We start from the raw sequence: 26,891 nt of genomic DNA, 5'->3' as shown, positions 1-26,891 counted from the left end.
GCGGGGGGGGGGTCCCCCCCGCGCCGCCCCACCCCCGTCCCCCCCGGGCCCCCCCCCCGGCTCCGGTCAGCCGGTGTGCGCGGCGATCCAGTCCGCGACGACGTCCACGCGGGAGGTGGTCTCGAGCTGGTGGTGCGGGCAGTCCGGGCCGCTCGACTCGACCGACACCAGCTGCCCGCCGGAGCCACCCGCGACGAAGTACGGCGCGCCCGAGTCGTACACGCAGGCGCTCGTCGTCGACGTCGGGGCGACGCCCTGGACACCGAGCGTCGCGGTGCCGACCTGGCCGACCTGCACGGTGCCTTGCTGCAGCTTCGTTGAGGGGGCCGGGTTGACCGAGGTGAGGCTGCCCCAGCCGGCGAGGGTCAGCAGCTGGCCGGCCGACGGCGTCACCCGGTTGACCGTCAGCGGTGTGATGCCGGTGACGTCCGCGTCGAGGGTGGCGATCGCGATGTCGTTGGCGCTCGCCTGGTAGACGGTGACGACGTTGCGCGTCACCCCGGGCGTGCCCTGGTCGACCGTGCCGAGCAGCACGGACGTCGGGTACGGCACCGGCCCGGAGACGCGGTTGCGGTTGGCGTCGTGGAAGCAGTGACCCGCGGTGATGATCCACTGCGCGGCGATCAGCGCGCCGGAGCACGCGCTGTTGTACTTCGTGCCGTTGGGCTTCGGGATGTCCGTCATGGTGAGTTTCGCGGCGAAGCCGAACTGGCCCGCCGGAACGTCGGCGCCGTTGGCCACGGCCGAAGCCGGTGGCGCGGTGGCGAGCCCGGCGGCCAACGTCAGAAGGGCAGCGGAAAGCACAGCGCGAACGCGCATCGGTGGATCCCCCTTGTCGTGCACCGGCGGTGAGTGCCGGTGATCACTCCCGAGGGTAGCGACGGCTCGCGGGCCGGAAAGGCGCTGCTTGGAGCAAAAACCGGCCCCGGCGCGGTGCGCCGGGGCCGGTTTGCCGGAAATGGGGGGAAGCTAGTTCACGCCGACCAGGTCGACGACGAAGATGAGCGTCTCGCCGGGCTTGATCACGCCGCCCGCGCCGCGGTCGCCGTAGCCCAGGTGCGGCGGGATCACCAGCTTGCGGCGGCCGCCGATCTTCATCCCCGCGACACCCTGGTCCCAGCCGGAGATGACCTGGCCGGCGCCGAGACCGAACCGCAGCGGCTCGCCGCGGTTCCAGGACGCGTCGAACTCTTCGCCGGTCGAGTGCGCGACACCGACGTAGTGCACGGTGACGGTCTTGCCCGCCGTGGCCTCCGCGCCGTCACCGACGGTGAGGTCGGTGATCTCGAGTTCGGCCGGCGCGGGTCCGTCCGGGGGGTCGATGAGGGGCTTTTCCAAGGTCATGGGCTCACCGTACCGACGGCCCGGAGGCTGCGCCGATCGGACTACGCCCAAGGAGGGGAAAAACGCGAAAAGTCTTCACACTTAGCCTACTGCTGGGTAGCGTGCGCTTCGTCACTTTTCTGGACTGAGGGGAGCCCGGCATGCGACGTCGCATCCGCGCCCTGACCGTAACGGCACTGGGGGCCCTCGTGGCCGGACTGACCCAGGTCGCCGTCACCGCGCCGGCTGCCCAGGCAGCCGTGTCGCCCGACGACTACTGCGGGGGGCAGTGCAGCGACATCCTCCCGCCCGGCGAACAGGGCAGCGCCACCCTCGCGGAAATCCTGGCGCACAAGCTGCTCGGCACCCGCCCGGCGCACTCGGCCGACCAGCTCGGGAAGTACTCCTCGCTGGCCAACGGCTACAAGACGCTGACCACCAGCGCGATCAACCAGTACTTCAACGACTCCTCGTTCGGCGTCCCGGCCGACCAGGTGGCGAGCACGACGAAGCCGCGGGCGGACGTCACGATCGTGCGGGACAAGGCCCTCGGCGTCCCGCACATCACCGGGACGACCCGCGCCGGCACCGAGTTCGGCGCCGGCTACGCGGCCGGGCAGGACCGGCTGTGGCTGATGGACGTGCTGCGGCACGCCGCCCGCGGGCAGCTCTCGCCGTTCGCCGGTGGCGCCGCATCCAACCGCGAGCTCGAGCAGCAGTTCTTCTCCAACGCGCCGTACACCGAAGCCGAGCTGCAGGCGCAGATCGACCGCACCGCGGCCAGCGGCCCGCGTGGCGCACAGGGACTCGCCGATGCGCAGGCCTACGTGGACGGCATCAACAAGTACATCAGCGATTCGTACAGCGGCCGGTACTTCCCGGGCGAGTACGTGCTGACCGGGCACATCGACTCGATCACCAACGCCGGGTCGATCGACCCGTTCAAGCTGACCGACCTGGTCGCGCTCGCCTCGCTGGTCGGCGCCGAGTTCGGCGCGGGTGGCGGCGGCGAGGTGCAGAACGCCATCGCGAAGCTCGCGATGCAGGAAAAGTACGGCGTCGTCCAGGGCGAGAAGGTGTGGCAGAGCCTGCGCGCCGAGGACGACCCCGAAGCCGTCAAGACGCTGCACGACGGCCAGACCTTCCCGTACGGCAAGACGCCGGCCAACGCGGTCGGGCAGGCCATGCCGGACAAGAACTCGGTGACGCCGCAACCCGTGGTGTTCGACAAGACCGGCTCGGCGTCCACCGCGACGCCGTCCACTGTGGACGTCGCCGCGCCCGCCGAGCAGGAGCCCGCTCGCGGCATGTTCGAGAACGGCGTGCTGCCGGGGAACATGCTGAGCGAGAAGCACGGCATGTCCAACGCGCTGCTCGTCTCCGGCGCCAAGACCGCCAGCGGCCACCCGGTCGCGGTGTTCGGCCCGCAGACCGGCTACTTCGCCCCGCAGCTGCTGATGCTGCAGGAACTGCAGGGCCCGGGCATCAGCGCGCGCGGTGCGGCGTTCGCCGGCCTGAGCCTTTACGTGCTCCTCGGCCGCGGCCAGGACTACTCGTGGAGCGCGACGACGTCGGCGCAGGACATCATCGACACCTACGCGCTGCAGTTGTGCGACCCGAGCGGCAACGCGCCGACGAAGGACTCGAACTACTACACCTACCAGGGCAAGTGCGTCCCGATGGACACGGTGGAGATCAAGAACGCCTGGAAGCCGACGGTGGCCGACGGGACCGCGGCGGGCTCGTACACGCTGCGCAGCTACCGCACCAAGTACGGGCCGGTGCAGAGCCGGGCGACCGTCGGCGGCAAGCCGGTGGCGTACACGGCACTGCGGTCGTCCTACTTCCACGAGGTCGACTCGCTGATCGGCTTCCAGGAGCTGAACGACCCGACCTTCGTCAAGTCCGCGGCGGACTTCCAGCGGGCCGCGCAGGACATCAACTTCACGTTCAACTGGTTCTACGCCGACTCCAAGGACATCGCCTACTTCAACTCCGGGGCCAACCCGGTCCGGCAGTCCAACGTGGACCCGAACATGCCGGTGTGGGGCGACCAGGGCCACGACTGGGCAGGCTGGAACCCGGCGGGCAACCTGGCGAACTACACGCCGGCGTCGCAGCACCCGCAGTCGGTCAACCAGGACTACTACGTCAGCTGGAACAACTCCCAGGCCAACGGCTACGCCGCGGCCGGGGCGGACAAGTCGGCCGTGCACCGCGTCGACCTGCTCGACTCGCGGGTGAAGAAGCTGATCAGCAGCGGCACCAAGGTCACCCGGGTCAACCTGACCCAGGCGATGTCGGAGGCGGCGCTGGCCGACCTGCGGGCCGAGCGCGTGCTGCCGCTGCTGCTGCAGGTGCTCGACAAGGCACCGGCCACCGGTGCGGCGGCGGACGCCGAGGCGAAGCTCAAGACGTGGCTGTCCCACGGCCAGCTGCGCACGGAGACCTCGCCGGGCAGCAAGGCGTACGCGGACGCCGACGCGATCCGCATCTTCGACGCCTGGTGGCCGCTGCTGGTCCAGGCCGAGTTCAAGCCGGGCATGGGCGACAACGCCTACAACGCGATGACCAGCGTGCTCGGCATCAACGAAAGCCCGTCCGGCTTCCAGAACGGCAACGGCCAGCACACCGGCCAGCCCCACAAGGGTTCGTCGTTCCAGTACGGCTGGTGGGGTTACGTCAGCAAGGACATCCGCCAGGTGCTCGGCCAGCCGGTGGCGGGCCCGCTCGGGCAGACGTTCTGCGGGAACGGCGACGTCACCGCGTGCCGCCAGGCGCTCGTCGACTCGCTGACCACCGCCGCCGGCCAGCCCGCGAACACCGTCTACCCCGGTGACGCGTCCTGCTCGGCCGGTGACCAGTGGTGTGCCGACACGATCGTGCACAACCCGCTCGGCGGCATCACGCAGGACAAGATCAGCTGGCAGAACCGCCCGACGTTCCAGCAGGTCGTCGAGTACGCCGCGCACCGCGGGGACAACGTCGCGAACCTGGCGGCGACGAAGACGGTCAGCGCCACCAGCGCCGAGACCGGCTTCTACCCCTCGCCGGCGTCCAACGCGATCGACGGGAACGCCTCGACCCGCTGGGCCAGCGACTGGAGCGACGACCAGGCGATCACCGTCGACCTCGGCTCGGTCCAGCAGGTTTCGCGGGTGATGCTCAGCTGGGAGTCCGCGTACGGCAAGGGCTACCGGATCCAGCTCTCGCCGGACGGCGTGAACTGGACGGACGCGGCCGTGGTGACCGACGGCGACGGCGGGCAGGACAACCTCGCGTTCGCCGCGACCCCGGCCCGGTTCGTCAAGCTGCAGGGCGTCCAGCGCGGCACCAAGTACGGCTACTCGCTGTACGAATTCGAGGTCTACGCGCACTGAACCCGGCCGGGGCACTCGCGGCTGGGTGCCCCGGCCTCCCCTTATCGTGGGCGGATGGACGACTGGACGCCCCGCACGAAGGCCATCGCCGCCGGCCGGCCGCACGGTCCCGGCGAGCCGCTGAACACCCCGCTCGTCGCCACCAGCACGTACCAGGCCGGTGGCGATTTCGTGTACGCGCGCGGCGACGGGACGCCGACCTGGCACGCGCTCGAGGAAGCCGTCGGGGCGCTGGAAGGCGGCCACGCGACGGCGTTCGCGTCCGGGGTCGCCACCCTGTCCGCGGTGCTGGACCTGCTGCCGGTCGGGTCGCGGGTCGCCGTCCCGACGTTCAGCTACGCCGTCACGCGCGGGGTGCTGGCGCACGCGCAGAAGCTCGGCAAGCTCGCCGTCACCGAGCTCGAACCCACCGACACCGAAGCCTGGGTGGCCGAGGCCGCGACGGCCGACCTGGTCTGGCTGGAGTCGCCGACCAACCCGACCCTCGACGTGATGGCCATCGAGACGATCGCGGCGGCCGCGCGCGGCCGGGTCGTCGTCGACAACACCTTCGCGACGCCGTTGCAGCAGCGGCCGCTCGAGCTGGGCGCGGACGTCGTCGTGCACAGCGCGACCAAGCTCATCGGCGGGCACTCCGACCTGCTGCTGGGCATCACCGTGGCCAAGGACCCGGCCGTCGCGGCCGAGCTGCGGGGCGCGCGGACGCGGGTCGGGTCGACGCCGGGCGCGCTGGAAGCCTGGCTCGCCCTGCGCGGGCTGCGGACCATGCCCGTCCGGCTCGCGGAACAGTCCCGCACCGCCGCGCTGCTGGCGGAGCGGCTCGCCGGGCACCCCGCGGTGCGGCGGGTGCGCTACCCGGGCTTCGGGATGATGGTCTCCTTCGACCTGGCCGACGCCGAGACAGCCGACCGCTTCTGCGCGTCGGTCCGGCTGATCCGCTCGGCGACGAGCCTCGGTGGCGTCGAGAGTCTGGTCGAGCGGCGGGCGTGGCTGGCGGGCGAGGAGCGCGTCCCGGCCGGGCTGATCCGGTTCAGCGTCGGCCTGGAAGACCCCGATGACCTGTGGCGCGACCTCGCGTTAGCCCTCCTGGAGTAACGCGGACGGGTGAATCGTCGATAGTCGCGACGTCGTAGATCCACCGCCGTTGGGAGTAACCGTGGGTAGAACGTTGAGCCGGGTCGCGGGGATCGTGTCCGCCGGTGCGCTGATCACCTTCGCCGCCGCGCCCGCCGCGCTGGCGCAGGACGAGACCACCACTCCCGAGACGACCACGACCACGAGCCCGTCGGAGACGACGACCACCACGGCGCCGACTTCGACGGAGACCACGGCACCGGTCACGACCACCGGCACCACCAGTGCGGCTCCGAGCTCCAGCCACGTCACGACCACCACGACCCCGAAGACCACGTCTTCGGCGCCGGAAACGACCGAGCCGCCGAAGGACGACTACCAGGACAACACCGGGCACGGCTTCATCGGCCTCGGCGGCGAGGGAGTCCTCGTCATCGCCTGTGCCGCCGGCAAGCCGGGCGAGGTCGCGACCCAGTACCTGAGCGTCACCGGCGGCCCGGACCAGGACGAGGCCGACGGCCGGCTGTGGAACTACTCGGTGCGCGTCGCCGACGCCCCCGCGGGCACCACGACCGCCAAGTTCAGCTGGACCTGCGCCGGCGTCGAGGGCAACGGCACCGTCGAGTTCGAGCAGGAGCAGCAGCCGCCGACCTCGACCGTGACGGCCACGAGCACCGGCACGAGCACGCCGTCGTCCAGTGCGCCGTCGTCGAGCACCGCGCCCCTCACCACGGCGCCCAGCACCACCACGACCAGCACCACGCCCGCCGGCAACGCCGCCCCGAAGGCCCAGGTCAAGGTCGCGCCCAAGGGCGGGGTCGAGACCGGCTTCGGCGGCACGGCCTGGTGACGGTCCGCCGGGCGGGCGCGGCGCTCGCCCTGGTGCTGGCCCTGGCCGGGTGCGGTACGACCGAGCCGCCGAAGGCCGCGGCGCCCGCTCCCGCGCCGGTGCCGGTGACCGTGCCGTTCAAGGGACTTCGCCCGACGTCGGTGAAGATCCCGAAGATCGGCGCGGAGTCCAGCCTGCTGGCCGTCGCCGTGAAGCCCGACGGTTCGATCTCCGTCCCGTCGGTGCGCACCCCGATGCAGGCGGCCTGGTACAAGCTTTCGCCGGTCCCCGGCGACGTCGGCCCGGCGGTCGTGCTCGGCCACGTCGACGGCGACAAGAAACCGGGCATCTTCTTCAAGCTCAAGGACCTCGTGCCCGGCGACGAGGTCGACATCGACCGCAGCGACGGCCGGAAGCTGAAGTTCGTCGTCGACCGGGTCACCCAGGTCCCGAAGGACACGTTCCCGAAGGACGCCGTCTACGGCAACAGCGACAAACCGGAACTGCGGCTGATCACCTGCGGTGGCGCGTTCGACCACGCCGAGCACAGCTACCAGGACAACATCGTCGTCTACGCGAACCTAGCCGACGCCTGAGCCCGGGTACGGGAATTCCGGCTTGAGCCCGGTCCCGGGGCAGACCCAGCGCCGCATGCCCGCGTCGCAGACCGCATAACCCCAGTTGATCAGCTGGTCCTGCGTCGTCTCGGACATCCTGGTCAGCCGGGTCTTGGTCTCGGCGAGTTTCCGGGTCTGCTCGACCGGGGCCGGCAGGGCGTCCGGCAGTTCGAAGTGTTCGATGTTGCTGTAGGTCGCCCAGTACGTCCCGGCGTACGCCTTGTCCTCATAGGACTTGAGCAGCGAACCCGTGCGCAGTTCGCGGACCTGGTTGTCCATCACGGTCAGCACGCGCAGCAGCTGCATCGGCCAGTTGTGCCTCGGCCGGTCCTCGTGCTTCATCTTCTTGCCCGCGTCGCTGACCAGGACGGTCGCCCGCTGGTTCTCGATCGGGTCGAGGCCGAGGTTGTCGTACACGCCCGCGTCGCTGAGCACGATCTTGCGGCCGGCCTGGTGCGGATCGGGTATCACCACCGGCGAGAGCACCGGCGGGAACGCCGACGACGCCGCGACCGCGGTGGCCAGGGAAATCCGCCCGTGCGGGCCCGGCTGCCGGAAGAACCACCACAGCGAGCCGTCCTGCAGGCTGGTCGCGGTGAACACGAAGTGCGGTCCGGCCGGGTCGAGGTCCGCGAGGCAGCAGTCGCCGAAGAGGTGCTTCGCGTAGCGGCGCGCGAGTTCCTCGCCGGCACTGCGCCACGGGATGCACATCGCCTTCAACGTCACCGGCACGTCGAGGTTCGTGCGCGCGAGTTTCCGCAGCGGCTGCACGACTTCCTTGCCGAAGTTCTCGGCGACGCCGTCGTCGCCGAAGTACAGCCTGTGCCACGCGTGCGCGAGCACGCCGGCCGCGATCGACCCGCCCGACACGCTGGAGACGGTGGTCAGCTTCGGCAGCCAGCCGAGTTCGTTGAGCCGCCAGAGCGCCCCGGCGTGGAAGAGCATCGCCCGGTAACCACCGCCGGACAGCGCGAGCCCGACCCCGTCTCGTTTCGCCGCGTCCACGCCGCCGAGTCTAGGACCGCAGCAGCGGCGCGAGCAGCGGCCGTTGCCCGGCGGGGACGTATTCGGCGTAGTTGTCGTACAACGCCTGTTTGGCCAGCTGCGCCGCGCCGGCGCCGTCGGCCGCGCGGATCGCGTCGAGCACCTCGGCGTGGTGGACGAGCCAGGTGCGCATCAGCGACATCCGGTTGCTGGCGTGCTCGAGCTTGTCCTCGATCAGTTCCAGCACGACCCCGCGGGCGACTTCTTCGCTGACGACCAGCAGCGGATTCCGGGAGATGCGCGCGATGACCTCGTGGAAGGCGACGTCGGCGCGGCTGAACTCGGCGTAACCGCGCGAGACGCCTTCGCGCATCGATTCCAGTGCCGCGTCGAGGCCGGTCAGGTCGGCTTCGGTGCGGAGCTCGGCGGCGAGCAGGTGCGCCGAGCCGTCGAGGATCATCCGGAACTGCAGCAGTTCGGCGAGCCCGACGTGGTCGGCGCGCGCGAGCCGGTGCATCGAGCGGTGCAACGCGGCGGGTGACGCGGCCAGCACCTCCGGGCCGCGCGGGTCGCCGGGCCGGGACCGGATCATTTCGGCCGCCTGCAGAACCCGCAGGGCTTCCCGGACCGTCGAGCGGCCGACGCCGAACTGCGTCATCAGCTCCCGCTCGCTCGGCAGCCGTTCCCCCGGCTTGAGCGCGCCGCTGACCACGGCCTGCTCGATCTGCTCGACGACCCGCTCGTACGCGCGGACCGGAGCCACCGGTTCGAACCGCATCCCTTGACCTCGACGTCCGTCGCGTGCAGGCTACTGGTCAGACCAGTGTACCCACCTGGAGGCCGAATGAAAGCCCGACTTCCCCTGGCGGCAGCGGCGCTGCTGCTCGTGGTGGCCGGCTGCTCGGCCGGTTCGTCGGCGAGCGTTTCCGCTGGTCCGGACACCCTTTCCGTCGGCTTCACGGCGGAGCCGGCGAACTTCGACTTCACCCGCACCGACGGCGCCGCCATTCCGCAGGCACTGCTCTACAACGTCTACGAAGGCCTGGTGAAGCTCGACGCGCAGGGCCGCGTGGTGCCGCTGCTCGCGAAGTCGTGGACGATCAGCCCGGACCGGCGCACCTACGACTTCCAGCTCCAGCCGGGCGTCAAGTTCAGCAACGGCGCACCCTTCACCGCCGAGGACGTCAAGTTCTCGCTCCTGCGGGTGAAGACCGACTGGACGATCTCGATCAAGGCGAACATGGACGTCATCGACCACGTCGACGTCGTGGCGCCGGACCACGCGCGGGTCGTGCTCTCGAAGCCGTCCAACGGCTGGCTGTTCAGCCTCACCAGCCGGCTCGGCGCGATGTTCAGCCCCACCGGCGTGGCCGACCTGGCGAACAAGCCCATCGGCACCGGGCCGTACGCCGTGGCGGCGCGCAAGCGCGGCGACTCCGTGGTGCTGAAGGCGAATCCGGGCTACTGGGGCCGGAAACCGGCGTACGGCACGGTCGTCCTCAAGTACATCAAGGACCCGACCGCGCTGAACAACGCGTTGTTCAGCAACGGCATCGACGTCATCTCCGCGATCACCGCGCCCGACTCGATCCCGCAGTTCCAGGCCGACGACCGGTTCCAGGTCGTCCAGGGCACGACGAACTCCGAAGTCACGCTGGCCATGAACAACGCCCGGCCGCCGCTGAACGACGTCCGCGTGCGCCAGGCCCTGACGTACGCGATCGACCGGAAGGCGCTGCTCGACACGGCGTGGGCGGGCCGCGGCACCTTGATCGGCAGCATGGTCCCGCCGACGGACCCCTGGTACGAGGACCTGGCGAACGTCCATCCGTTCGATCCCGCGCGCGCCAAGGCGTTGCTGTCCGAAGCCGGCGCGGCGAACCTGAACCTCCGGCTGCGGATCCCGAACCTGCCGTACGCGGTGTCGGCGGCGCAGGTCGTCCAATCGCAGCTCGCCGACGTCGGGGTGCGGACCGCGATCGAACCCCTCGACTTCCCGGCGGTGTGGCTCAAGCAGGTGTTCACCGACCACGACTACGACCTGTCGATCATCCAGCACGTCGAAGCGCGCGACATCACGACGTTCGCGAAGCCGAAGTACTACTGGGGCTACGACAGCAAGCGCGTCCAGCAGCTGCTCGCCGAGGCCGACAGCGGCACCCCCGAGCAGCAGGTGGCGGACATGAAGCAGGTGGCGCGGCAGCTGAACACCGACGCGGCCGCGGACTGGCTGTTCCTGTTCCCGAACGTCATCGTCGCGAAGACCAAGGTCGGCGGGTTCGTCCAGAACCAGGTCAGCGAGTCCTTCGACCTCACCGGGCTGGCGCCGCGATGACGGCCAGGGTGCTGCGCCGGGTGGCGATCTTCGTGGTCAGCGTGCTGGTCGCGTCGATCGTGGTGTTCCTGTTCATGGCCGTGCTGCCGGGCGACCCGGCGCAGGTCGCGCTCGGCGTCAACGCGACGCCGGAGCTGCTCGCCAAGACCCGCGCGGAGTTCGGCATCGACCGGCCGCTGGTCACGCAATACTTCGACTGGATCGGGGGCGTGCTGCACGGCGACTTCGGCCGTTCGTACGTGACGCGGGACGCGATCGGCCCGCAGCTGCTCGACCGCTTCGGCGTGACGCTGTGGCTGGTCGGCGCGGGCATGCTGGTGGCGCTGGTGATCGCCGTGCCGGCCGGGACGTTCGCCGCGGTCAAGCACCGGAAGGCGGCGGGGGCGAGCGTCTCGGGCCTGTCGCAGATCGGCGTCGCGATCCCCGCGTTCCTCGCCGGGATCATCCTCGTCCAGATCTTCGCCGTGCAGCTGAGCTGGCTGCCATCCGGCGGGTGGACACCACCGGATCAGAACTTCGGCGAGTTCTTCCGCGGCCTGATCCTCCCCGCGCTGTCCTTGGGATTGGTGCAGGGTGCGGTGCTCACCCGCTATGTCCGGTCGGCGGTGCTCGACACGCTCGGCCAGGACTACCTGCGCACCGCGCGGTCCAAGGGTCTGCGGCCCGGGCAGGCCTTGGTGCGCCACGGCCTGCGCAACGCGTCGGTGCCCGTGGTCACCGTGCTCGGCCTCCAGCTCGCGACGCTGCTGATCGGCGCGGTCGTCGTCGAGCGCGTGTTCGTGCTGCCGGGTCTGGGCTCGATGCTGCTGGACGCCGTCGGTTCCCGTGACCTGCTGACCGTGCAGGGCATCGTGCTCGTGCTGGTGGCCGGCGTGCTGCTGGTCAACTTCGTCGTCGACGTCCTCTACACCGTGCTCGACCCGAGATTGCGGGGTTCGTGATGCGCAATCTGGTTGTCGGCTCGGTGCTCGTCGGCCTGGTGGTGCTGGCCGCGCTGCTGTCGTTCGCGTGGACGCCGTTCGACCCGGTGAAGGTCGACGCGGCCCACCGGCTGCTCGGCTTCACCGGCTCCCACTGGTTCGGCACCGACAAGTTCGGGCGCGACCTGCTGAGCCAGCTCATGGTCGGCGCGCGCACGACGTTGTACGTCGGGGTCGTCGCCGTCGGGATCGCCGCGGTCATCGGCACGCCGCTGGGCATCCTGGCCGGGATGTCCCCGCGGTGGCTCGGCGAGTTCGTCATGCGGGTCAACGACCTCGTGCTCGCGTTCCCCGCGCTGCTGCTGGCCATCATGTTCGGTGCGGTGTTCGGGGCGGACACGCTGACCGCGATGGTCGCGATCGGCATCGCCACCATCCCGTCGTTCGCGCGGATCGCCCGCTCCGGCACGCTGCAGGTGATGAGCACCGAATTCGTGCTCGCGGCCCGCGCGGGCGGACGGTCGCGGCCGGCCATCGCGCTGCGGCACGTGCTGCCGAACATCTCCGGCCTGCTGATCGTGCAGGCCTCGGTGTCGTTCGCGATCGCCGTGCTCGCCGAAGCGGCGTTGTCGTTCCTCGGTTTCGGCACGCGGCCGCCGACGCCGTCGTGGGGCCGGATGCTGCAGGAATCGCAGGAACTGCTGACCGTGCAGCCGCGGCTGGCGCTGGTGCCGGGCATCGCGATCGCCGTCGCCGTCCTCGGCTTCAACCTCCTCGGCGACGGCCTCCGTGACCGCCTGGATCCCCGATTGGCGGCCCGCGTATGACGCTCTCGGTGCGCGGCCTCAGTGTCTCCACGCTGGTTCGTGACGTCTCCTTCGAGATCGGCGCCGGTGAGCGCGTCGGCCTGATCGGCGAGTCCGGGTCCGGGAAGTCGCTGACGGCGCTGGCGATCATGGGCCTGCTGCCCGAGGAGCTGCCCGCGTCCGGTTCGGTGCGCCTGCAGGACCGGGAGCTGCTGGGAATGTCCGAAAGGGACTTGTCGAGGCTGCGCGGCGACGAGCTGGCCATGGTGTTCCAGGAACCGATGACGGCGTTGAACCCGGCCATGCGCGTCGGCCGCCAGGTCACCGAGCCCGGCCGCCTCCACGGACGCCGTCACCGCGCCGAAGACCTGTTGTCCGCGGTGGGCCTGCCGGGCACCGCCCGCGCGTACCCGCACCAGCTGTCCGGCGGGCAGCGGCAGCGGGTCGTGCTCGCGATGGCGCTGGCGAACGAGCCGTCGCTGCTGATCTGCGACGAGCCGACCACCGCACTCGACGTCACCGTGCAGGCCCAGATCCTTTCGCTGATCAAGACGTCGCTGCCGGCCGAAAGCGCGTTGCTGTTCATCACGCACGACCTCGCCGTCGTGGCTTCGGTGTGCGAGCGCGTGCTGGTGATGCTGGACGGCGAGATCGTCGAAGCGGGCTCGACGCGCGAAGTGCTGACGCAGCCGAAGCACGAGTACACGCGGAAGCTCCTGGCGGCCTCGGACCTGGAGGCCCGGCGATGACCATCATCGAAGTCCGCGACCTCGAACGCCGCTACGCCCGCCGGGACGTCCACGCCCTGCGCGGAGTCAGCTTCGACGTGGAGGCGGGACAGCGGTTCGGCATCGTCGGCGAGTCCGGCTCCGGGAAGTCCACACTGGTCCGGCTGCTGGCGGCGCTCGACAAGCCGACCGCGGGCACGGTCTCGTTCCAGGGCAAGCGCATCGACAACCTGCCGGAACGCCGCCTCGGTTTCCTGCGCTCGGAACTGCAGATCGTCTTCCAGGACCCGATGGGCTCGCTCGACCCGCGGATGCGCGTGCGCGACATCGTTTCCGAACCCATGGGCCGCCGGGAACCCGACCGCGTCGCCGAACTGCTCGCCGCCGTCGGTCTGCCCGCCGACGCGGCCCAGCGCTACCCGCACCAATTCTCCGGCGGCCAGCGGCAGCGGATTTCGATCGCCCGCGCGCTGGCGCCGAACCCGAGCGTGCTGATCGCCGACGAACCCGTGAGTGCGCTCGACGTCTCCGTGCGCGGCCAGATCCTCGACCTGCTCGGCTCGCTCGTCGAGCAGTTCGCGCTGACGCTGATCTTCGTGTCGCACGACCTCGGTGTCGTCCGGCACGTCTGCGACCGGGTCGCGGTGATGCGCCGCGGCGAGATCGTCGAACTCGGCGACGTCGAGCAGGTCTACGGCGCACCCCGGCACGAGTACACGCGGGAACTTCTCGAAGCCGCGCCGAACCTGCGCGCGGAACTGGCCCGGCTGCGCGGAGGTGACGATGCCTGAGTACCCGGACGGCCTGCCGATCGGCGACGGCTGGGTGTCCACTGTGGATGCCGAAGAAATCGTTTTCCCTTACGACGGGAGCTTCGTCGGGACCGCGCCCGTCGGTACGCCTGAGCTGGCGACTCGCGCAGTGGACGAAGCTGTCGCTGTCGCGCGCGAAGTGGCTTCGCTGCCTTCGCGGGTTCGACGTTCACTGCTCAACGACGTCGCCGCGGCGATCCGGGCTCGCCGCGAGGAGTTCGAGAACCTCCTCGTCCTCGAGACCGGGAAACCCCTGGTCGACTGCCGCGTCGAGGTCGCGCGCACGATCGTCACCTGGGAAGCCGCCGCCGAAGAGGTGTCCCGGCTGCACGGCGAAACCGTGCCGCTGGACCTCCTGCCCTCGGGCGACGGGCTGGTCGGGTTCTGGAAGCGCAAGCCGATCGGCGTCGTCGTCGGCATCGCGGGCTTCAACTACCCGCTGCTGCTCGCGTCGCACAAGATCGCGCCCGCGATCGCCGCCGGCTGCCCGGTGATCGTCAAGCCCGCGCCCCAGACGCCGCTGGCCACGCTCCGGCTGGTCCATCTCGTGCGTTCGCTCGCGTCCGTGCCCGCCATGGTCCAGCTGGTCACCGGGGACGCGGCCGTGGGCGCCGCGCTGACCACCGACCGCCGCATCGGCGCGGTCTCGTTCACCGGCTCGGCCGCGGTCGGCCACCGCATCGCGCGGGACGCGGCGCCGACGAAGACCCTGCTGGAGCTGGGTTCGAACGCGGCGCTCGTGGTCGCGCCCGACGCCGACCTCGACGCGGCCGTGGACGCCGTGTTGCGCGGCGGGTTCTACGCGTCCGGCCAGGCCTGCATCTCGGTGCAGCGGGTCCTGGTCGTCGCGCTGGTCGCCGGGGAATTCACCGAACGGCTGCTCGCGCGGCTGGACGAGGTCGTCATCGGCGACCCGCGGGACGAGAAGACACGGGTGTCCGCGCTGATCGACCCGGCTTCCACCGCCCGCGTCGCCGCCTGGATCGAGAAGGCCGGCGGCCGCCGGGTCGGCGGGGGTGTCGACGGCACGGTGCTGCGGCCGACCGTCCTCCTCGACGTCCCGGACGGCGTCGAAGCCTGGGACGAGGAGATCTTCGGCCCGGTCGTCTGCGTGCGCACGGTGTCCGATGTGGACGAGGCCTTCGCCGCGGTGAACGCCTCCCGCTACGGGCTCCACGCCAGCGTCTACAGCAAGTCCCTGAAAACGGCGTTTCGCGCACTGGATGAGCTGGAGGTCGGCGGGGTCGTGGTCAATGAGGTGCCTGGCTTCCGCTCGGACACCATGCCCTACGGCGGCGTGAAGGACTCCGGCATCGGCCGCGAAGGGCCGCGGTTCGCCGTCGAAGAGCTGACCGTGACCAGGATGGCGGTGCTGCGCCCGTGAACTACTCGACGTTGTTCCGGCTCGACGGACGGCGAGCCGTCGTGCTCGGCGCCGGCGGCATCGGCCGCGAAGCCGCGCGGGCGCTGGCCGCGCACGGCGCCGACGTGGTGTGCGCCGATCGCGACCTCGAAGCCGCACGCGAGGCCGGCGTCGGCGAGGCGTACGAGATCGACTTGCTCGAACCCGGCGCGATCGACCGCGCGGCGACGGACCTCGGCCCCCAGGACATCGTTGTGCTGACCGCCGCGACGAACGTCCGCAAACGCCTCCTCGACTACACGCGCGAGGAGTTCGACCGCGTCATCGCGCTGAACCTCGGCGTGACGTTCGAGGTCGTCCGCGTCTTCGGCGCCGGCATGGTCGCGCGCGGGCAGGGCAGCATCATCGGCTTCTCGTCGATCCGCGGCACGACCGTCGAGCCCGGCCAGGGCCCTTACGCGGCGACGAAAGCGGGCCTGGTCCAGCTGTTCCGGACGGCGGCGGCCGAGTTCGGCCCGGCCGGTGTCCGGGTGAACGCGATCGCGCCCGGCGTCGTGGAGACCCCGCTGACCGCGCAGATCAAGGCGAACCCCGAGTGGTACGACGCGTACGCCGCGAAGAGCGCGCTGGGCCGCTGGGCGCGTCCGGACGAGCTCGCCGGCGCCGTCGTGTACCTCGCTTCGGATGCTTCGTCGTTCGTGACGGGCTCGGTGCTGGCCGTCGACGGTGGCTGGACCGCCGTCGACGGCCGCTTCGACCCGCCTGCCTCGTGAGGAGCGCTCATGACCGAGCTGCCTGACCTGACCGCCGTCGAGCTCGTCGCGCAGTACCGCGCGAAGACGCTCTCGCCGGTCGAGGTGGCCGAAGCCGTTCTCGCGCGCATCGAAGCGCGAGAGCCCGAGTTGCACGCGTTGTACGCGTACGACCCTTCAGGCGCTCGCGATGAAGCGAAGGCGTCCGAAGCGCGCTGGGCGTCCGGTGAACCGCTGGGCCCGATCGACGGCGTTCCGCTGACGCTCAAGGAGAACATCGCGACCCGCGGCACGCCGGTGCCGCTGGGCACGGCGGCGACCGCGCTGGTCCCGGCCGCCGAGGACGCCCCGGCGGCCGCGCGGGTCCGGGAATCCGGTGCCGTCCTGCTGGCCAAGACGACCATGCCGGACTACGGGATGCTGACGTCCGGGCTGTCGAGCCTCCACACGACGGCCCGCAACCCGTGGCAGCCCTCGGCCACCCCCGGCGGGTCCAGCGCGGGCGCGGGCGCCGCGGCCGCCGCGGGGTACGGCCCGCTGCACGTCGGCACCGACATCGGCGGCTCGATCCGGCTGCCCGCGGGCTGGTGCGGCCTGACCGGGCTGAAGCCGAGCTTCGGCCGGGTCCCGGTCGACCCGCCGTTCCTGGGCCGCGTCGCCGGCCCGATGACCCGCACGGTCGCCGACACGGCGTTGCTGATGAGCGTGCTCTCGCGTCCGGACCCGCGTGACCACCTGTGCCTGCCGCCGTCGGAGCTCGACTGGTCTTCGCCGGCTCTCCCGGTGAGCGGCCTGCGCGTCGGCCTGCAGCTCGAGTCCGGCCCCGGCCTCCCGGTGGACCCGGCGATCCGTGACGCCGTCACCGCGGCGGCCCGGGCCTTCGAAGCCGCGGGCGCCGTCGTCGAGCCGGTCGAGCCGTTCCTCACCCGCGAAATGCTCGACGGCCTCGACGTCTTCTGGCGCACGCGGGCCTGGTCGGACCTGGCCGCCCTGCCGCCGGACCGCCGCGCGAAGGTCCTGCCGTACATCGCCGACTGGGCGGCGGGTGGTGCGGAAGCGTCCGGGGTGGCCGTCTACCGCGGCTTCGCCCAGATCGACGTGATGAGCGTCGCGGCCCTGCGCGCGACCTCGGCGTTCGACGTCGTCCTGTCCCCGGTCTGCCCGGTCGCGGCGCCGCCCGCGGAGTGGGCGTCCCCGACGAACGACCCGGCCCGCCCGTTCGAGCACATCGCGTTCACCGTGCCGTACAACATGTCCGGCCAGCCGGCGGTGTCGCTGAACTGCGGTTACACCGACGACGGCCGGCCGATCGGCCTCCAGATCGCCGGCCGCCGCTTCGACGACGTTGGCGTCCTCCGCGCCGCCGCGGCGTACGAACGGCTTCGCCCGCCGCAGCGGCCCTGGCCGATCGGGTAGGGAAGAAGTTCCGGCCCTTCGGCGAAGTGGGGGTGTGACTGTCGCCGACGGGAAGGAACCCCATGACAGAGGCAGCCCCATGACGGCGGCCCCGGCGATCGGCCTCGAGCAGTTCACCGACGTGCACGACCGCTACTTCGCGGACATCTACCGCTACGTCGCCGGCCGCCTCGGTGCCCAGGCCGCGGAGGACGTCGCCGCCGAGACGTTCCTCGTCGCCTTCGACCGCCGGAAGACGTTCGACGCCGACCGCGGTGAGGTGCGCGCCTGGCTGTTCGGCATCGCGACGAACCTGGTGTCCCGCCACCGCCGCAAGGAGGCCCGGTACTACCGCGCCCTCTCGCGGCTCGATCCGCGCGAAGTCGCCGAAGGGCACGAAAGCCGCGTTGTCGATTCGGTCGTGGCCGCGCGGGTGGGGAAGGCGTTGTCGCGGCTGTCCGCCGGGGAACGCGATGTCCTGCTGCTCGTCGCGCTCGGCGACCTCGGCTACGCGGAAGTCGCCGAGGCCCTCGGCATCTCCCCGGGCACGGTCGGCTCCCGGCTGAACCGGGCCCGCAAGAAGCTCAACCCCGTTCTTTCCCAGGAGGCCTCCGATGAATGACCTGCAGACCCTGCGGGCCGCGCTGGTGCCGGGCGAACCCGCCCAGGACGTCGTCGACCGGAGCCGGCACCGGCTCCAGAACCGGATGCTCGGCGCGCCCCGTCGCCGCTTCCGCCCGTTGGCGATCGGCACCGGGCTCGCCGCCGTCGCGGCGGCGGCCGCGGTGGTGGTGGCGACCCTGCCCGCCACCCCGGCTCCGGCGCCCTCGCCCCAGGCGGTCGCCCCGGTCGACACCGGCCGGCAGATCCTGCTGGCGGCGGCCACCGTCGCCGATCGCACCCAGGTCGGCACCGGCAAGTACTGGCACACGACGACCAAGGTGGGCAACGAGGCCTGGGAGTACTGGACCACCACCGACGGGCAGGAGTGGTACCGCACCGCCAGGACCGGCGGCAAGGCGGTCCTGGCGAGCCGGCCCCGGCCGATCCGGCTGACCGGCGCCGAGGTCACGCTCAGCGAGATCCTGGCGCTGCCCCCCGACCCGAAGGCCCTGCGCGAGTGGCTCGCGAAGGGGCTGGCCCACAACAAGTACCCCGCGAAGGAGCGGGACATGGCGGTGCTGGACTCCCTGGTCATGCTGGTGTCCACCGTGCCGTCGCCACCGGCGGTCCGGGCAGCGGCGTTCCGCGCGATCGCCGATTACCCGGGAGTCCACGCGCTCGGCACGGTACCGGGCGGCGAAGGCGTCGAGCTGCCGGGCGGCGGCCGCCTGGTCGTCGACCCGGAGACCGGCAAGGTGGACGGGTCTTCGGTGTTCCTGAAAGCGGACGGCACCCCGGCCACGAACTCCGACGGTGACACGTACGCGGTCAGTGCCGAGTGGACGGACGACCTGCCGAAGTGAACCGCACGGTGGCCGGGCGCGCCCGGCCACCGGGGTCAGTTCTTGACCGCCTCCGCCAGCGCCAGCACCCGCCGCGCGTTGTCGACGTGCAGGTTCTCGATCATCCGGCCATCAACCGTCACCACTCCGCGGCCTTCCTTCTGCGCTGTCTTGAAGGCCTCGATGATCCGCCGCGACCGGTCGATCTCCGCTTCGGACGGGGCGAAGATCCGGTTGCACGGCTCGACCTGCGCCGGGTGGATCAGCGTCTTGCCGTCGAAGCCGTACTGACGGCCCTGCTCACACTCGGCTTCGAAGCCTTCCAGGTCCTTCACGTCGTTGTAGACGCCGTCGAGGATCACCTTGCCGGTCGCGCGGGCGGCCAGCAGGCACAGCGAGAGCCCGCCGAGCAGCGGGCCGCGGCCCGGGACGAACTCCGCGTGCAGCTCCTTGGCCAGGTCGTTCGTGCCCATCACCAGCACGGTCAGCCGCTCGGACGCGGCCGCGATCTCCTCCGCGTGCAGCATCGCGACCGGCGTCTCGACCATCGCCCAGATCTTCGTGTGGTCCGGCGCCCCGCCCAGCTCCAGCGCGCGCTCGATGTTGTGCACTTCGGCGGCGGAGTTGACCTTCGGCACGACCACCGCGGCCGGCCCGGCCGAGGCGGCCGCGCGCAGGTCGGCGTCGTGCCACTCGGTGTCCAGCCCGTTGACCCGGATGGTCACCTCGCGGTCGCCGTAGTCACCGGCAGCTGCGCACACGCGTTCGCGTGCGGCTTCCTTGGCGTCGGGGGAGACGGCGTCCTCGAGGTCGAGGATCAGCGCGTCCGCCGGGATCGTCTTGGCCTTCTCCAGCGCGCGCTCGTTCGCGCCGGGCATGTAGAGGACGGAGCGCCGGGGCTTCAGCTCGGTCATCCGAGGGTCTCCTTGGTGGCCGCGTCGTAGGCGGCCGCGAGTTCGGGGTCGTCCGCCGCGAGGGCGTCGGCCAGTTCGGCGACCACGCGGCACTGCTTCACCGACGCGTCGTCCTGCATCTTCCCGTCGATCATCACCGCGCCCGTGCCGTCACCCATCTCGGCGATCACCCGGCGCGCCCAGGCCACATCGGACGGCGACGGCGAGAACACCTTCTTCGCGATGTCGATCTGCACCGGGTGCAGGCTCCACGCGCCGACGCAGCCGAGCAGGAACGCGTTGCGGAACTGGTCCTCGCAGGCGACGACGTCGCGGATGTCCCCGAACGGCCCGTAGTACGGCAGGATCCCGTGCATCGCGCACGCGTCCACCATCCGCGCGACCGTGTAGTGCCAGAGGTCCTGCTGGTAGGTCGTCCGGCCCGCGGTCAGGTCGTCACCGGCCGGGTCGGTCCGCACGAGGTAGCCGGGGTGCCCGCCGCCGACGCGGGTCGTCTTCATCCGGCGGCTCGCGGCCAGGTCGGCCGGGCCGAGCGAGATGCCCTGCATGCGCGGGCTCGCGCCGGCGATCTCCTCCACATTGGCCACGCCGCTCGCCGTCTCGAGGATGGCGTGCACCAGCAACGGCTTCGTCAGCCCGGCGCGCGCCTCGAGCTGGGCCAGCAGCCGGTCGACGTAGTGGATGTCCTGCGCACCCTCGACCTTCGGCACCATGATCACGTCGAGCTTGTCGCCGATCTCGGTGACCAGCGTGACCAGGTCGTCGAGCACCCACGGCGAGTCGAGGCTGTTGACGCGCGTCCACAGCTGCGTCTTCCCGAAGTCGTTCGCCTTGGCGATCGCGACCAGCCCGGCGCGAGCGGCCTCCTTGCGGTCGGCGCGGACGGCGTCCTCGAGGTTCCCGAGCAGGACGTCGACCTTCTTCGCGATGTCCGGCACCTTCGCCGCCATCTTCTCGTTGCCCGCGTCGAAGAAGTGGATCATCCGGGACGGCGTCACCGGGATCTCCCGCACGGGCGCGGGCGCGCCCAGGGCGAGCGGGGCGAAGAAGTCCTTCGGGGAGCGCATCGGTCCTCCACGGCGGGGGCTAAGTGACTGGTGGGTAACTTTAGTCCCGCGCGCGCGGGACCGCTGCGGCGCAAGTCACCGCCGGCCGGTTGACGGCGGACATCCGCAGCTCAGCGGACCGCGTCCACTGTGGATTTTGCCGCGGTTGCGCCGGATGGGCTAGCCGGGCCGGGTTTGGCCGATCATGCCCCGGGTAATCGGCCGTAGCCGGACCGTAATGCCACTCACCCCGCGATCACTCGGTTGGCCGCACCGTTCGACCGAAGTCCGATGACCGCCTACCGACCGGTCATCGACCGCTGGCCGCCGCCGATCGCAGCCACTCGCACTACCCGGCGACGCCGCGCCGTCGCGCTGTTAGACAAGTGAGGTGCCGGTTTCCCCCGGTCACGAAGCGGTGCAGGTTAGAAGGAGGCGGACTCGTGGCGGCTACACCTCAGAACACCGAGCGCTCGACGGTCGCCGGTGGCGCGAAGCGCAGCCGGTCGATGCCGAGCCGCGTGGTGCCGCCGATCGAGCTCCCCGCGAGCGTCGACGAGCTCGCCCGCGCTGCCGCCGCCCAGCTGGGCTGGAACGGCGTCGTCCTCCCCGAGACCACGATCCTCGGCCGCAAGGTCTGCGTGGTCGCCAAGCTCCGCACCGACGTGCACGCCGAACGCATCGCGATGGGTGCCGGCCCGGTGGCCGACCGCGCCACCGTCGACACCTGGACCTGGCCGGAGCTGGCCGGAACCGCCCCCGCCCCGGCCGCCGAGATCGTCGGCGTCCTGGCCGTCGCGCGCCACTGGCGCACCGCGATGGCCTCCGCGGTTCCGTTCGCCCGCTACGGCGAGGCCGCGATGGTCCTCCCGTCCCCGGTCGTGCTGACCGAGGACTACGTCGGCAACTGCCTGCCGCGCGCCCGCGCGTACGGCCTCGCCGTCGTGACCGCCGACCCGAACGCAGTCGTCGATCTCGACCTCGAGGGCCGCACCGAGCGCGTCGTGCTGGCCGAGGACCCGGTCTCCCGCCTGATCAACGAGGTGGTCTACGACCACCTGCTCCGCACCGCCGAGGTCCCCGCGTCGCTCGACTGACGGGCTCGTTCGCCCCGGGATAAGGTCGGCTCATGCGAGTCGTCATTGCAGGTGGACACGGTCAGATCGCGCTGCGGCTCGAGCGGCTGCTCGCCGCGCGCGGTGACGAAGCGATCGGTATCATCCGAAACCCGGCCCACGCGGCGGACCTCGAAGCGGCCGGCGCCCGGCCCGTCGTGCTCGACCTGGAGAACTCCGATGTGGACGCCGTCGCCGAGGTGCTGAAGGGCGCCGACGCGGCGGTCTTCTCGGCCGGCGCCGGGCCGGGCAGCGGCACCGCCCGCAAGGACACTGTGGACCGTGGCGCCGCGGCGCTGTTCGCCGAAGCGGCCGAGCGGGCCGGGGTTCGCCGGCACGTTCAGGTGGGCTCGATCGGGGCCGACAACCCGGAGAACCCCGACGTCACCGAGGAATTCCGGCACTACCTGCGCGCCAAGCGCGCGGCGGAGGACGACCTCAAGGCCCGCGACCTCGACTGGACCATCCTCCGGCCCGGTCAGCTCACCGACGACCCCGGCACCGGCCGGGTCCTGCTCGCCGAGAAGACCGACCGCGGCCCGATCCCGCGCGACGACGTCGCCGCGGTGCTCGCCGGCCTGCTCGAGGCGCCCGCCGCGGTGCGCCGCACCCTGACGCTGATCTCGGGCGAGACCGCCATCGGCGAGGCGATCTCCGCACTGTGAACGAGGCATCGAGAGAGATCGCCGTCTTCAGCGGCAGCGCACACCCCGAGCTGGCCGAAGAGATCTGCAGCAACCTCGGCGTGCCGCTGCGGCCGGTCGAGATCCAGCGGTTCGCCAACGACTGCCTCGAGGTGCAGCTGCAGGCGAACTGCCGCGAGCGGGACGTCTTCATCATCCAGCCGCTGGTCAAGCCGGTGCAGGAGCACCTGGTCGAGCTGCTGTTGATGCTCGACGCGGCTCGCGGCGCCTCGGCGTCCCGCATCACCGCCGTGATGCCGCACTACTCCTACGCGCGCTCGGACAAAAAGGACGCGCCGCGCATCTCCATCGGCGGTCGCCTGGTCGCCGACCTGCTGGTGACCGCTGGCGCGAGCCGCGTGCTCGCCATGACCCTGCACTCGCCGCAGGTCCACGGCTTCTTCAGCGTTCCGGTGGATCACCTGCACGCGCTGCAGGAGCTGGCCAAGCACTTCCGCCAGTACGACCTTTCGCGCGCCACGGTCGTCTCGCCCGACCTGGGCAACGCGAAGGAGGCGTCGCACTTCGCGCGGCTCCTCGGCGTCCAGGTCGCGGCCGGGGCGAAGGAACGCTTCCCCGATGACCGCGTCCAGATCACTTCGGTGATCGGCGAGGTCACCGGCCGGGACGTGATCGTGCTCGACGACGAGATCGCCAAGGGCAGCACGGTGCTCGAACTGCTGGACCGGCTGGCCGAGCTGGAGCCGCGCTCGATCCGGGTCGCCTGCACCCACGGGCTGTTCGCGGCGAAGGCCATCGAGCGCATCGGCAGCCGGCCGGAGGTGCTGGAGATCGTCTGCACGAACACGGTCCCGGTGCCGGAGGAGGAACGCACCGAGAAGCTGAAGATCCTGTCAATCGCGCCGGCGATGGCCGAGGCGATCCGCCGGATCCACAACGGCGAATCGGTGTCCGCGCTCTTCTAAGCCGGGCCCAGCACCCGGTCCAGGTAGGTGTTGCTGAAGACGCCGCTCGGGTCGGTTTCCTTGCGCACGCGCAGGAAGTCGTCGAAGTGCGGGTAGCGCGAGCGGAGGACGCCGGCGTCGAGGTCGTGCATCTTGCCCCAGTGCGGGCGGCCGCCGACCGCGCCGGCGATCTTCTCGAACGCGCTGAAGTACTCGCGGTAGGGCATGCCGATGAACTGGTGGATGGCGATGTAGGCGGAGTCGCGGCCGTGCGCGGTCGACAGCCAGATGTCGTCGGCGGCGGCGACCCGCACCTCGACCGGGAACATCACCGGGTCCTTCAGCGTCGGCACCACGGCGCGTAGTTCGGCGAGCACGTCCAGCACTGATTCACGTGGAACAGCGTATTCCGTTTCGGTGAAACGGACGTTGCGCGCAGTGACGAAGACGCGATGCGAAAGGTCGCTGTACTCGCGCGCGCTCAGGACGTTGGAGGCGAAGCTGCCGAGCGACGGCACGAGCTTCGGCATGAGCCGCCCGGCCCGGCAGAGCCCGCCGAAGGCGACGTTCTCCATGATCCGGTAATCGACGAACTCGCGGACCTTGCTGAGCGGCTGCGGCGTCTCGGTCCGGTTGTTGCGTTTGACCAGGGCGTTCTTGCCGTAGGGGAACCAGTAGAACTCGAAGTGCTCGTTTTCGTCGGCGAAGTCGTGAAAGCCCTCGAGGACCTGCTCCAGCGGCTCCGGCCGTTCCTGCGCGCGCAGGACGAACGACGGTTCGCACCCGAGCGTCACCGTGGTGATCACGCCGAGCGCGCCGAGCCCGACGCGGGCAGCGGCGAAGAGGTCGGGCTTTTCTGTGGCCGAGCAGGTGACGACGGAGCCGTCCGCGAGGACGAGTTCGAGCGCGACGACCTGCGTGGCGAGGCCGCCGATCTTCGCGCCGGTGCCGTGGGTGCCGGTGGAAATCGCGCCGGCGATGGTCTGCGCGTCGATGTCACCGAGGTTGGTCATGGCCAGCCCGAGCGCGTCGAGGGCGCCGTTGAGTTCCCGGAGCGTGGTGCCGGAGCGGACGGTGACGTGCCCGGTCGCCAGGTCCACCCGTTCGATGCCGGTCCAGTGGCGCAGGTCGAGTGCGTCGGAGTCGGCGGCGGCGATGGCGGTGAAGGAGTGCCCGCTGCCCCAGGGGCGCACGGTGCGGCCGGCCGCGGCGATGCTCTCGACCGCCGCCGCGATCTCCGCCGTGTCGCGCGGCTGGTGAACGTGTTGCGGCGAGGCGGACGCCGTGCCCGCCCAGTTGGTCCACCGGGTCATGCGCGTGCACCCTTCATCCATGAGTGCCCGAAACAGTAAGTGAATAGTATTCGCGTTTCAAGCCTTCGTGTCGTACTTTAGACCTCGTGACCAGTGCGACGGTGTACGACTTGGCGACCAAGGACCTCGATCCGCCCTTGGCCGTGGTCGACTTGGCGGCGTTCGACGCCAACGCGGCCGACCTCCGCCGCCGCGCGGCCGGCAAGCCGATCCGCGTCGTCAGCAAGTCGGTCCGCTGCCGCGCGCTGCTGGAACGGGCGCTGACGATGCCGGGTTTCGAGGGCCTGATGTGCTACTCGCTGGCGGAAGCGGTCTGGCACATCGAGCAGGGCACGACCGATGACATCGTCGTCGCGTACCCGACGGCGGACCACGAAGCCCTGCGCCACCTGGCCACGTCCGAGCGCGCCCGCGCGGCGATCGCGATCATGGTGGATTCCCCCGAGCACCTCGACCTGGTGGACGCGGCCCTCGGCCACGGCCACCCGGAGATCCGGGTGTGCCTGGAGCTGGACGCGTCCTGGCGCCCCTTCCCGGGAATCCACGTCGGAACGCGGCGTTCGCCGGTGTTCACCCCGAAGCAGGCCTCGACGTTCGCCCGCCAGATCGTCGCCCGCCCGGGCTTCCGCCTGGTGGGTGTGATGGCGTACGAAGGCCAGATCGCGGGTCTCGGCGACGCGGCCGGCCCCCGCCTGAACCGGGCACTGGTGGGCTGGATGCAACGCCGATCGGCGGCCGAGCTGGCCCGCCGCCGCGGCGAAGCGGTCCGAGCGGTCCAGGCGGTGACGCCCCTGGAGTTCGTCAACGGAGGCGGAACGGGCAGCCTCGAGTCAACGGGCGCCGACGCGGTGGTCACGGAAATAGCGGCGGGCTCGGGCTTGATCGGCCCAACGCTCTTCGACGGGTACACACGCTTCAAGCCCCGCCCGGCGGCGCTGTTCGCGCTGCCGGTGGTCCGCCGCCCGACCCGCAACATCGCGACCCTCTTCTCGGGTGGGTATATCGCCTCGGGCCCGACGGGTCCTTCTCGCCAGCCGAAGCCGTACCTGCCGAAGGGCTTGAAGTTCCTCGGCTTCGAGGGAGCGGGCGAGGTCCAGACACCGGTGACGGGCCGAGCTGCCCGAACGTTGAAGCTCGGAGACCGGGTGTGGCTGCGCCACGCGAAGGCGGGCGAGCTGGCGGAGCGGTTCACCCACTACCACCTGGTGCTCGGCGACCGAGTGGAGCGAACGGTCCCGACCTACCGGGGAGAGCACCAGAACTTCGGCTGACCAGCCTGTGGGGCCATCCCGCCCCCAGAAACTCCCCCACCCTCCCGGGGGCGTGCCCAAGTCCAGTCTATCGGCCCCCGCCGACACCCCACCCCGAAACCACCACGTTGTCCACAGCTGTGCATACCTGTGGACAACTTCTGTGGACAGCTAAGAACGCTCCCCGAACCGAGCCGCCAAATACCCCTTCACCACGTACTTCGCCTCGGCCACGATCTTCTCGTCGCCGCTGGGCTCCTTCCGGAACGCCAGCTTCAGCAGCGCATCCGCCACCTCGTTCGCGATCCCGATCGCGAACCGCAGATCCTCGACCGGCCGGTCCACCTGGGTCGCCACCACCTCGGTCAGCGAATCCACGAGCACCGCGTTGTTGTCGCGCGTCTCGTCCAGCAACTGGCGGTCGATGATGTCGCCGAAGTGGACCTTCGAAAATCCCGGGACCGTCCGGTGCATCTCCAGGTAGATGTCGAGGATCGAGTCCACGACGTCCCACCAGTGCTCCGGCCCCAGCTGCTTCAGCCGCTCGTTCACCGCGCCCACGAAGCGATCCAGATTCCGGGCGGTGAGCGCTTGGACGACCGCGCGCTTGTCCGGGAAGAACTGGTACAGCGAACCGACGGCGACGCCGGCCCGCTTGGCGATCAACGTCGTCGTCAGCGCGTCGTAACCGAGCTCGTCGATCAACGCCGCGCTCGCGTCGAGCATCTGCTCGACGCGCTTGGCGCTTCGCTGCTGAACCGGCTGACGGCGTAAGGGGGTGGCTTCTGCCGGCACCTTCGCGGCCTGGATGTCGGACACGGCGCTCCTCCTCGTCTGATCTGGGACTTTATCGTGCCGACAGGCTTCCCCACGGACGAGTGAAGACCTAGTATATGAGAACT

26 protein-coding genes are annotated in these 26,891 nt (G+C 70.9%); 18 read left to right on the top strand and 8 right to left on the bottom strand.

Features of this window, described 5'->3' with window-relative positions; translation table 11 throughout:
- Positions 1-66 precede the first annotated feature (66 nt).
- Both ACFVYA_RS25195 and ACFVYA_RS25190 read right to left on the bottom strand, forming a co-directional pair.
- On the bottom strand, positions 67-819 hold the full coding sequence (locus tag ACFVYA_RS25195; RefSeq protein ID WP_285987547.1) for a trypsin-like serine protease: 753 nt from the start codon (positions 817-819) through the stop codon (positions 67-69).
- Between the two features lie 150 nt (positions 820-969).
- Complete coding sequence (locus ACFVYA_RS25190) at positions 970-1,344, bottom strand: FKBP-type peptidyl-prolyl cis-trans isomerase (RefSeq protein WP_387048377.1); 375 nt, start codon at positions 1,342-1,344, stop codon at positions 970-972.
- A gap of 140 nt (positions 1,345-1,484) precedes the next feature.
- Here ACFVYA_RS25190 and ACFVYA_RS25185 point away from each other — a divergent pair, with 140 nt between their 5' ends.
- The 4 genes from ACFVYA_RS25185 to ACFVYA_RS25170 all read left to right on the top strand — a co-directional run bounded on the left by ACFVYA_RS25185 (position 1,485) and on the right by ACFVYA_RS25170 (position 7,202).
- Positions 1,485-4,703, top strand: a complete 3,219-nt coding sequence (locus ACFVYA_RS25185) for a penicillin acylase family protein (protein WP_387048375.1) — start codon at positions 1,485-1,487, stop codon at positions 4,701-4,703.
- A 54-nt stretch (positions 4,704-4,757) separates the two neighbouring features.
- Complete coding sequence (locus ACFVYA_RS25180; protein WP_387048373.1) at positions 4,758-5,798, top strand: trans-sulfuration enzyme family protein; 1,041 nt, start codon at positions 4,758-4,760, stop codon at positions 5,796-5,798.
- A 61-nt stretch (positions 5,799-5,859) separates the two neighbouring features.
- Positions 5,860-6,627: a hypothetical protein gene (locus tag ACFVYA_RS25175; protein WP_387048371.1), complete on the top strand. Its 768-nt coding sequence runs from the start codon at positions 5,860-5,862 to the stop codon at positions 6,625-6,627.
- A complete protein-coding gene (locus ACFVYA_RS25170) occupies positions 6,624-7,202 on the top strand; it encodes a class F sortase (protein ID WP_387048370.1) in 579 nt (192 codons plus the stop codon). Before ACFVYA_RS25175 ends, ACFVYA_RS25170 begins: the two co-directional genes overlap by 4 nt.
- Here the strand turns inward: ACFVYA_RS25170 and ACFVYA_RS25165 are convergent.
- Complete coding sequence (locus ACFVYA_RS25165; RefSeq protein ID WP_387048368.1) at positions 7,188-8,228, bottom strand: patatin-like phospholipase family protein; 1,041 nt, start codon at positions 8,226-8,228, stop codon at positions 7,188-7,190. The genes ACFVYA_RS25170 and ACFVYA_RS25165 overlap by 15 nt on opposite strands.
- A 10-nt stretch (positions 8,229-8,238) precedes the next feature.
- The gene (locus tag ACFVYA_RS25160; protein ID WP_387048366.1) at positions 8,239-8,985 is read right to left on the bottom strand and encodes a FadR/GntR family transcriptional regulator; all 747 of its coding nucleotides are present in this window, start codon (positions 8,983-8,985) and stop codon (positions 8,239-8,241) included.
- Positions 8,986-9,051: 66 nt separating this feature from the next.
- On the opposite strand from ACFVYA_RS25160, the gene ACFVYA_RS25155 reads away from it, so the two are divergent.
- The 10 genes from ACFVYA_RS25155 (at position 9,052) to ACFVYA_RS25110 (ending at position 18,784) form a co-directional block, all read left to right on the top strand.
- Complete coding sequence (locus ACFVYA_RS25155; protein WP_387048364.1) at positions 9,052-10,542, top strand: ABC transporter substrate-binding protein; 1,491 nt, start codon at positions 9,052-9,054, stop codon at positions 10,540-10,542.
- Positions 10,539-11,483, top strand: coding sequence for an ABC transporter permease (locus ACFVYA_RS25150; RefSeq protein ID WP_387048363.1), 945 nt, complete (start codon positions 10,539-10,541; stop codon positions 11,481-11,483). The genes ACFVYA_RS25155 and ACFVYA_RS25150 overlap by 4 nt, the downstream gene beginning before the upstream one ends.
- The gene (locus ACFVYA_RS25145; protein WP_387048362.1) at positions 11,483-12,289 is read left to right on the top strand and encodes an ABC transporter permease; all 807 of its coding nucleotides are present in this window, start codon (positions 11,483-11,485) and stop codon (positions 12,287-12,289) included. Before ACFVYA_RS25150 ends, ACFVYA_RS25145 begins: the two co-directional genes overlap by 1 nt.
- The gene (locus ACFVYA_RS25140) at positions 12,286-13,017 is read left to right on the top strand and encodes an ATP-binding cassette domain-containing protein (protein ID WP_387048360.1); all 732 of its coding nucleotides are present in this window, start codon (positions 12,286-12,288) and stop codon (positions 13,015-13,017) included. Before ACFVYA_RS25145 ends, ACFVYA_RS25140 begins: the two co-directional genes overlap by 4 nt.
- Positions 13,014-13,787: an ABC transporter ATP-binding protein gene (locus ACFVYA_RS25135; RefSeq protein ID WP_387048358.1), complete on the top strand. Its 774-nt coding sequence runs from the start codon at positions 13,014-13,016 to the stop codon at positions 13,785-13,787. Before ACFVYA_RS25140 ends, ACFVYA_RS25135 begins: the two co-directional genes overlap by 4 nt.
- Entirely contained in the window at positions 13,780-15,192 is a 1,413-nt protein-coding gene (locus ACFVYA_RS25130; RefSeq protein ID WP_387048357.1) for an aldehyde dehydrogenase family protein, read from the top strand. The genes ACFVYA_RS25135 and ACFVYA_RS25130 overlap by 8 nt, the downstream gene beginning before the upstream one ends.
- Positions 15,189-15,944 (top strand): SDR family NAD(P)-dependent oxidoreductase, encoded by a 756-nt coding sequence (locus ACFVYA_RS25125; RefSeq protein ID WP_387048355.1) that lies wholly within the window; start codon positions 15,189-15,191, stop codon positions 15,942-15,944. The genes ACFVYA_RS25130 and ACFVYA_RS25125 overlap by 4 nt, the downstream gene beginning before the upstream one ends.
- A 9-nt stretch (positions 15,945-15,953) precedes the next feature.
- Positions 15,954-17,339 carry an amidase gene (locus ACFVYA_RS25120; RefSeq protein ID WP_387048353.1) on the top strand — a complete coding sequence of 462 codons (1,386 nt, stop codon included), beginning with the start codon at positions 15,954-15,956 and terminating at the stop codon, positions 17,337-17,339.
- A gap of 79 nt (positions 17,340-17,418) precedes the next feature.
- A complete protein-coding gene (locus ACFVYA_RS25115; protein WP_387048351.1) occupies positions 17,419-17,940 on the top strand; it encodes an RNA polymerase sigma factor in 522 nt (173 codons plus the stop codon).
- Positions 17,933-18,784 (top strand): CU044_5270 family protein, encoded by an 852-nt coding sequence (locus tag ACFVYA_RS25110; RefSeq protein WP_387048350.1) that lies wholly within the window; start codon positions 17,933-17,935, stop codon positions 18,782-18,784. The genes ACFVYA_RS25115 and ACFVYA_RS25110 overlap by 8 nt, the downstream gene beginning before the upstream one ends.
- 35 nt (positions 18,785-18,819) lie before the next feature.
- Here ACFVYA_RS25110 and ACFVYA_RS25105 read toward each other — a convergent pair whose 3' ends face one another.
- Positions 18,820-19,677, bottom strand: coding sequence for an HpcH/HpaI aldolase/citrate lyase family protein (locus ACFVYA_RS25105; protein WP_387048349.1), 858 nt, complete (start codon positions 19,675-19,677; stop codon positions 18,820-18,822).
- Positions 19,674-20,744, bottom strand: coding sequence for an HpcH/HpaI aldolase/citrate lyase family protein (locus ACFVYA_RS25100; protein ID WP_387048347.1), 1,071 nt, complete (start codon positions 20,742-20,744; stop codon positions 19,674-19,676). Before ACFVYA_RS25100 ends, ACFVYA_RS25105 begins: the two co-directional genes overlap by 4 nt.
- Positions 20,745-21,166: 422 nt before the next feature.
- Between ACFVYA_RS25100 and ACFVYA_RS25095 the strand changes: the two genes are divergently transcribed.
- From ACFVYA_RS25095 to ACFVYA_RS25085, 3 genes are read left to right on the top strand one after another with little or no spacing between them, the layout of a single operon-like run.
- On the top strand, positions 21,167-21,820 hold the full coding sequence (locus ACFVYA_RS25095) for a hypothetical protein (protein WP_285987567.1): 654 nt from the start codon (positions 21,167-21,169) through the stop codon (positions 21,818-21,820).
- A 32-nt stretch (positions 21,821-21,852) separates the two neighbouring features.
- Positions 21,853-22,503, top strand: coding sequence for an SDR family oxidoreductase (locus ACFVYA_RS25090; RefSeq protein ID WP_387048346.1), 651 nt, complete (start codon positions 21,853-21,855; stop codon positions 22,501-22,503).
- Complete coding sequence (locus ACFVYA_RS25085) at positions 22,500-23,447, top strand: ribose-phosphate pyrophosphokinase (protein ID WP_285987569.1); 948 nt, start codon at positions 22,500-22,502, stop codon at positions 23,445-23,447. Before ACFVYA_RS25090 ends, ACFVYA_RS25085 begins: the two co-directional genes overlap by 4 nt.
- On the opposite strand, the gene ACFVYA_RS25080 is transcribed toward ACFVYA_RS25085, so the two are convergent.
- Positions 23,444-24,739, bottom strand: a complete 1,296-nt coding sequence (locus tag ACFVYA_RS25080) for a D-arabinono-1,4-lactone oxidase (protein ID WP_387048345.1) — start codon at positions 24,737-24,739, stop codon at positions 23,444-23,446. The genes ACFVYA_RS25085 and ACFVYA_RS25080 overlap by 4 nt on opposite strands.
- Positions 24,740-24,825: 86 nt before the next feature.
- On the opposite strand from ACFVYA_RS25080, the gene ACFVYA_RS25075 reads away from it, so the two are divergent.
- Complete coding sequence (locus ACFVYA_RS25075) at positions 24,826-26,010, top strand: amino acid deaminase/aldolase (protein ID WP_387048343.1); 1,185 nt, start codon at positions 24,826-24,828, stop codon at positions 26,008-26,010.
- 150 nt (positions 26,011-26,160) lie between these two features.
- Here the strand turns inward: ACFVYA_RS25075 and ACFVYA_RS25070 are convergent, their stop codons facing one another.
- Complete coding sequence (locus ACFVYA_RS25070) at positions 26,161-26,808, bottom strand: TetR/AcrR family transcriptional regulator (RefSeq protein WP_285987572.1); 648 nt, start codon at positions 26,806-26,808, stop codon at positions 26,161-26,163.
- Between the last annotated feature and the right edge of the window lie 83 nt (positions 26,809-26,891).

The sequence above is a fragment of the Amycolatopsis sp. NPDC058278 genome, from assembly GCF_042881395.1.
GTDB lineage: Bacteria > Actinomycetota > Actinomycetes > Mycobacteriales > Pseudonocardiaceae > Amycolatopsis.
The sequence above is the reverse complement of the archived record's forward strand: the minus strand, read 5'-3'. Positions and strand labels throughout refer to the sequence as shown.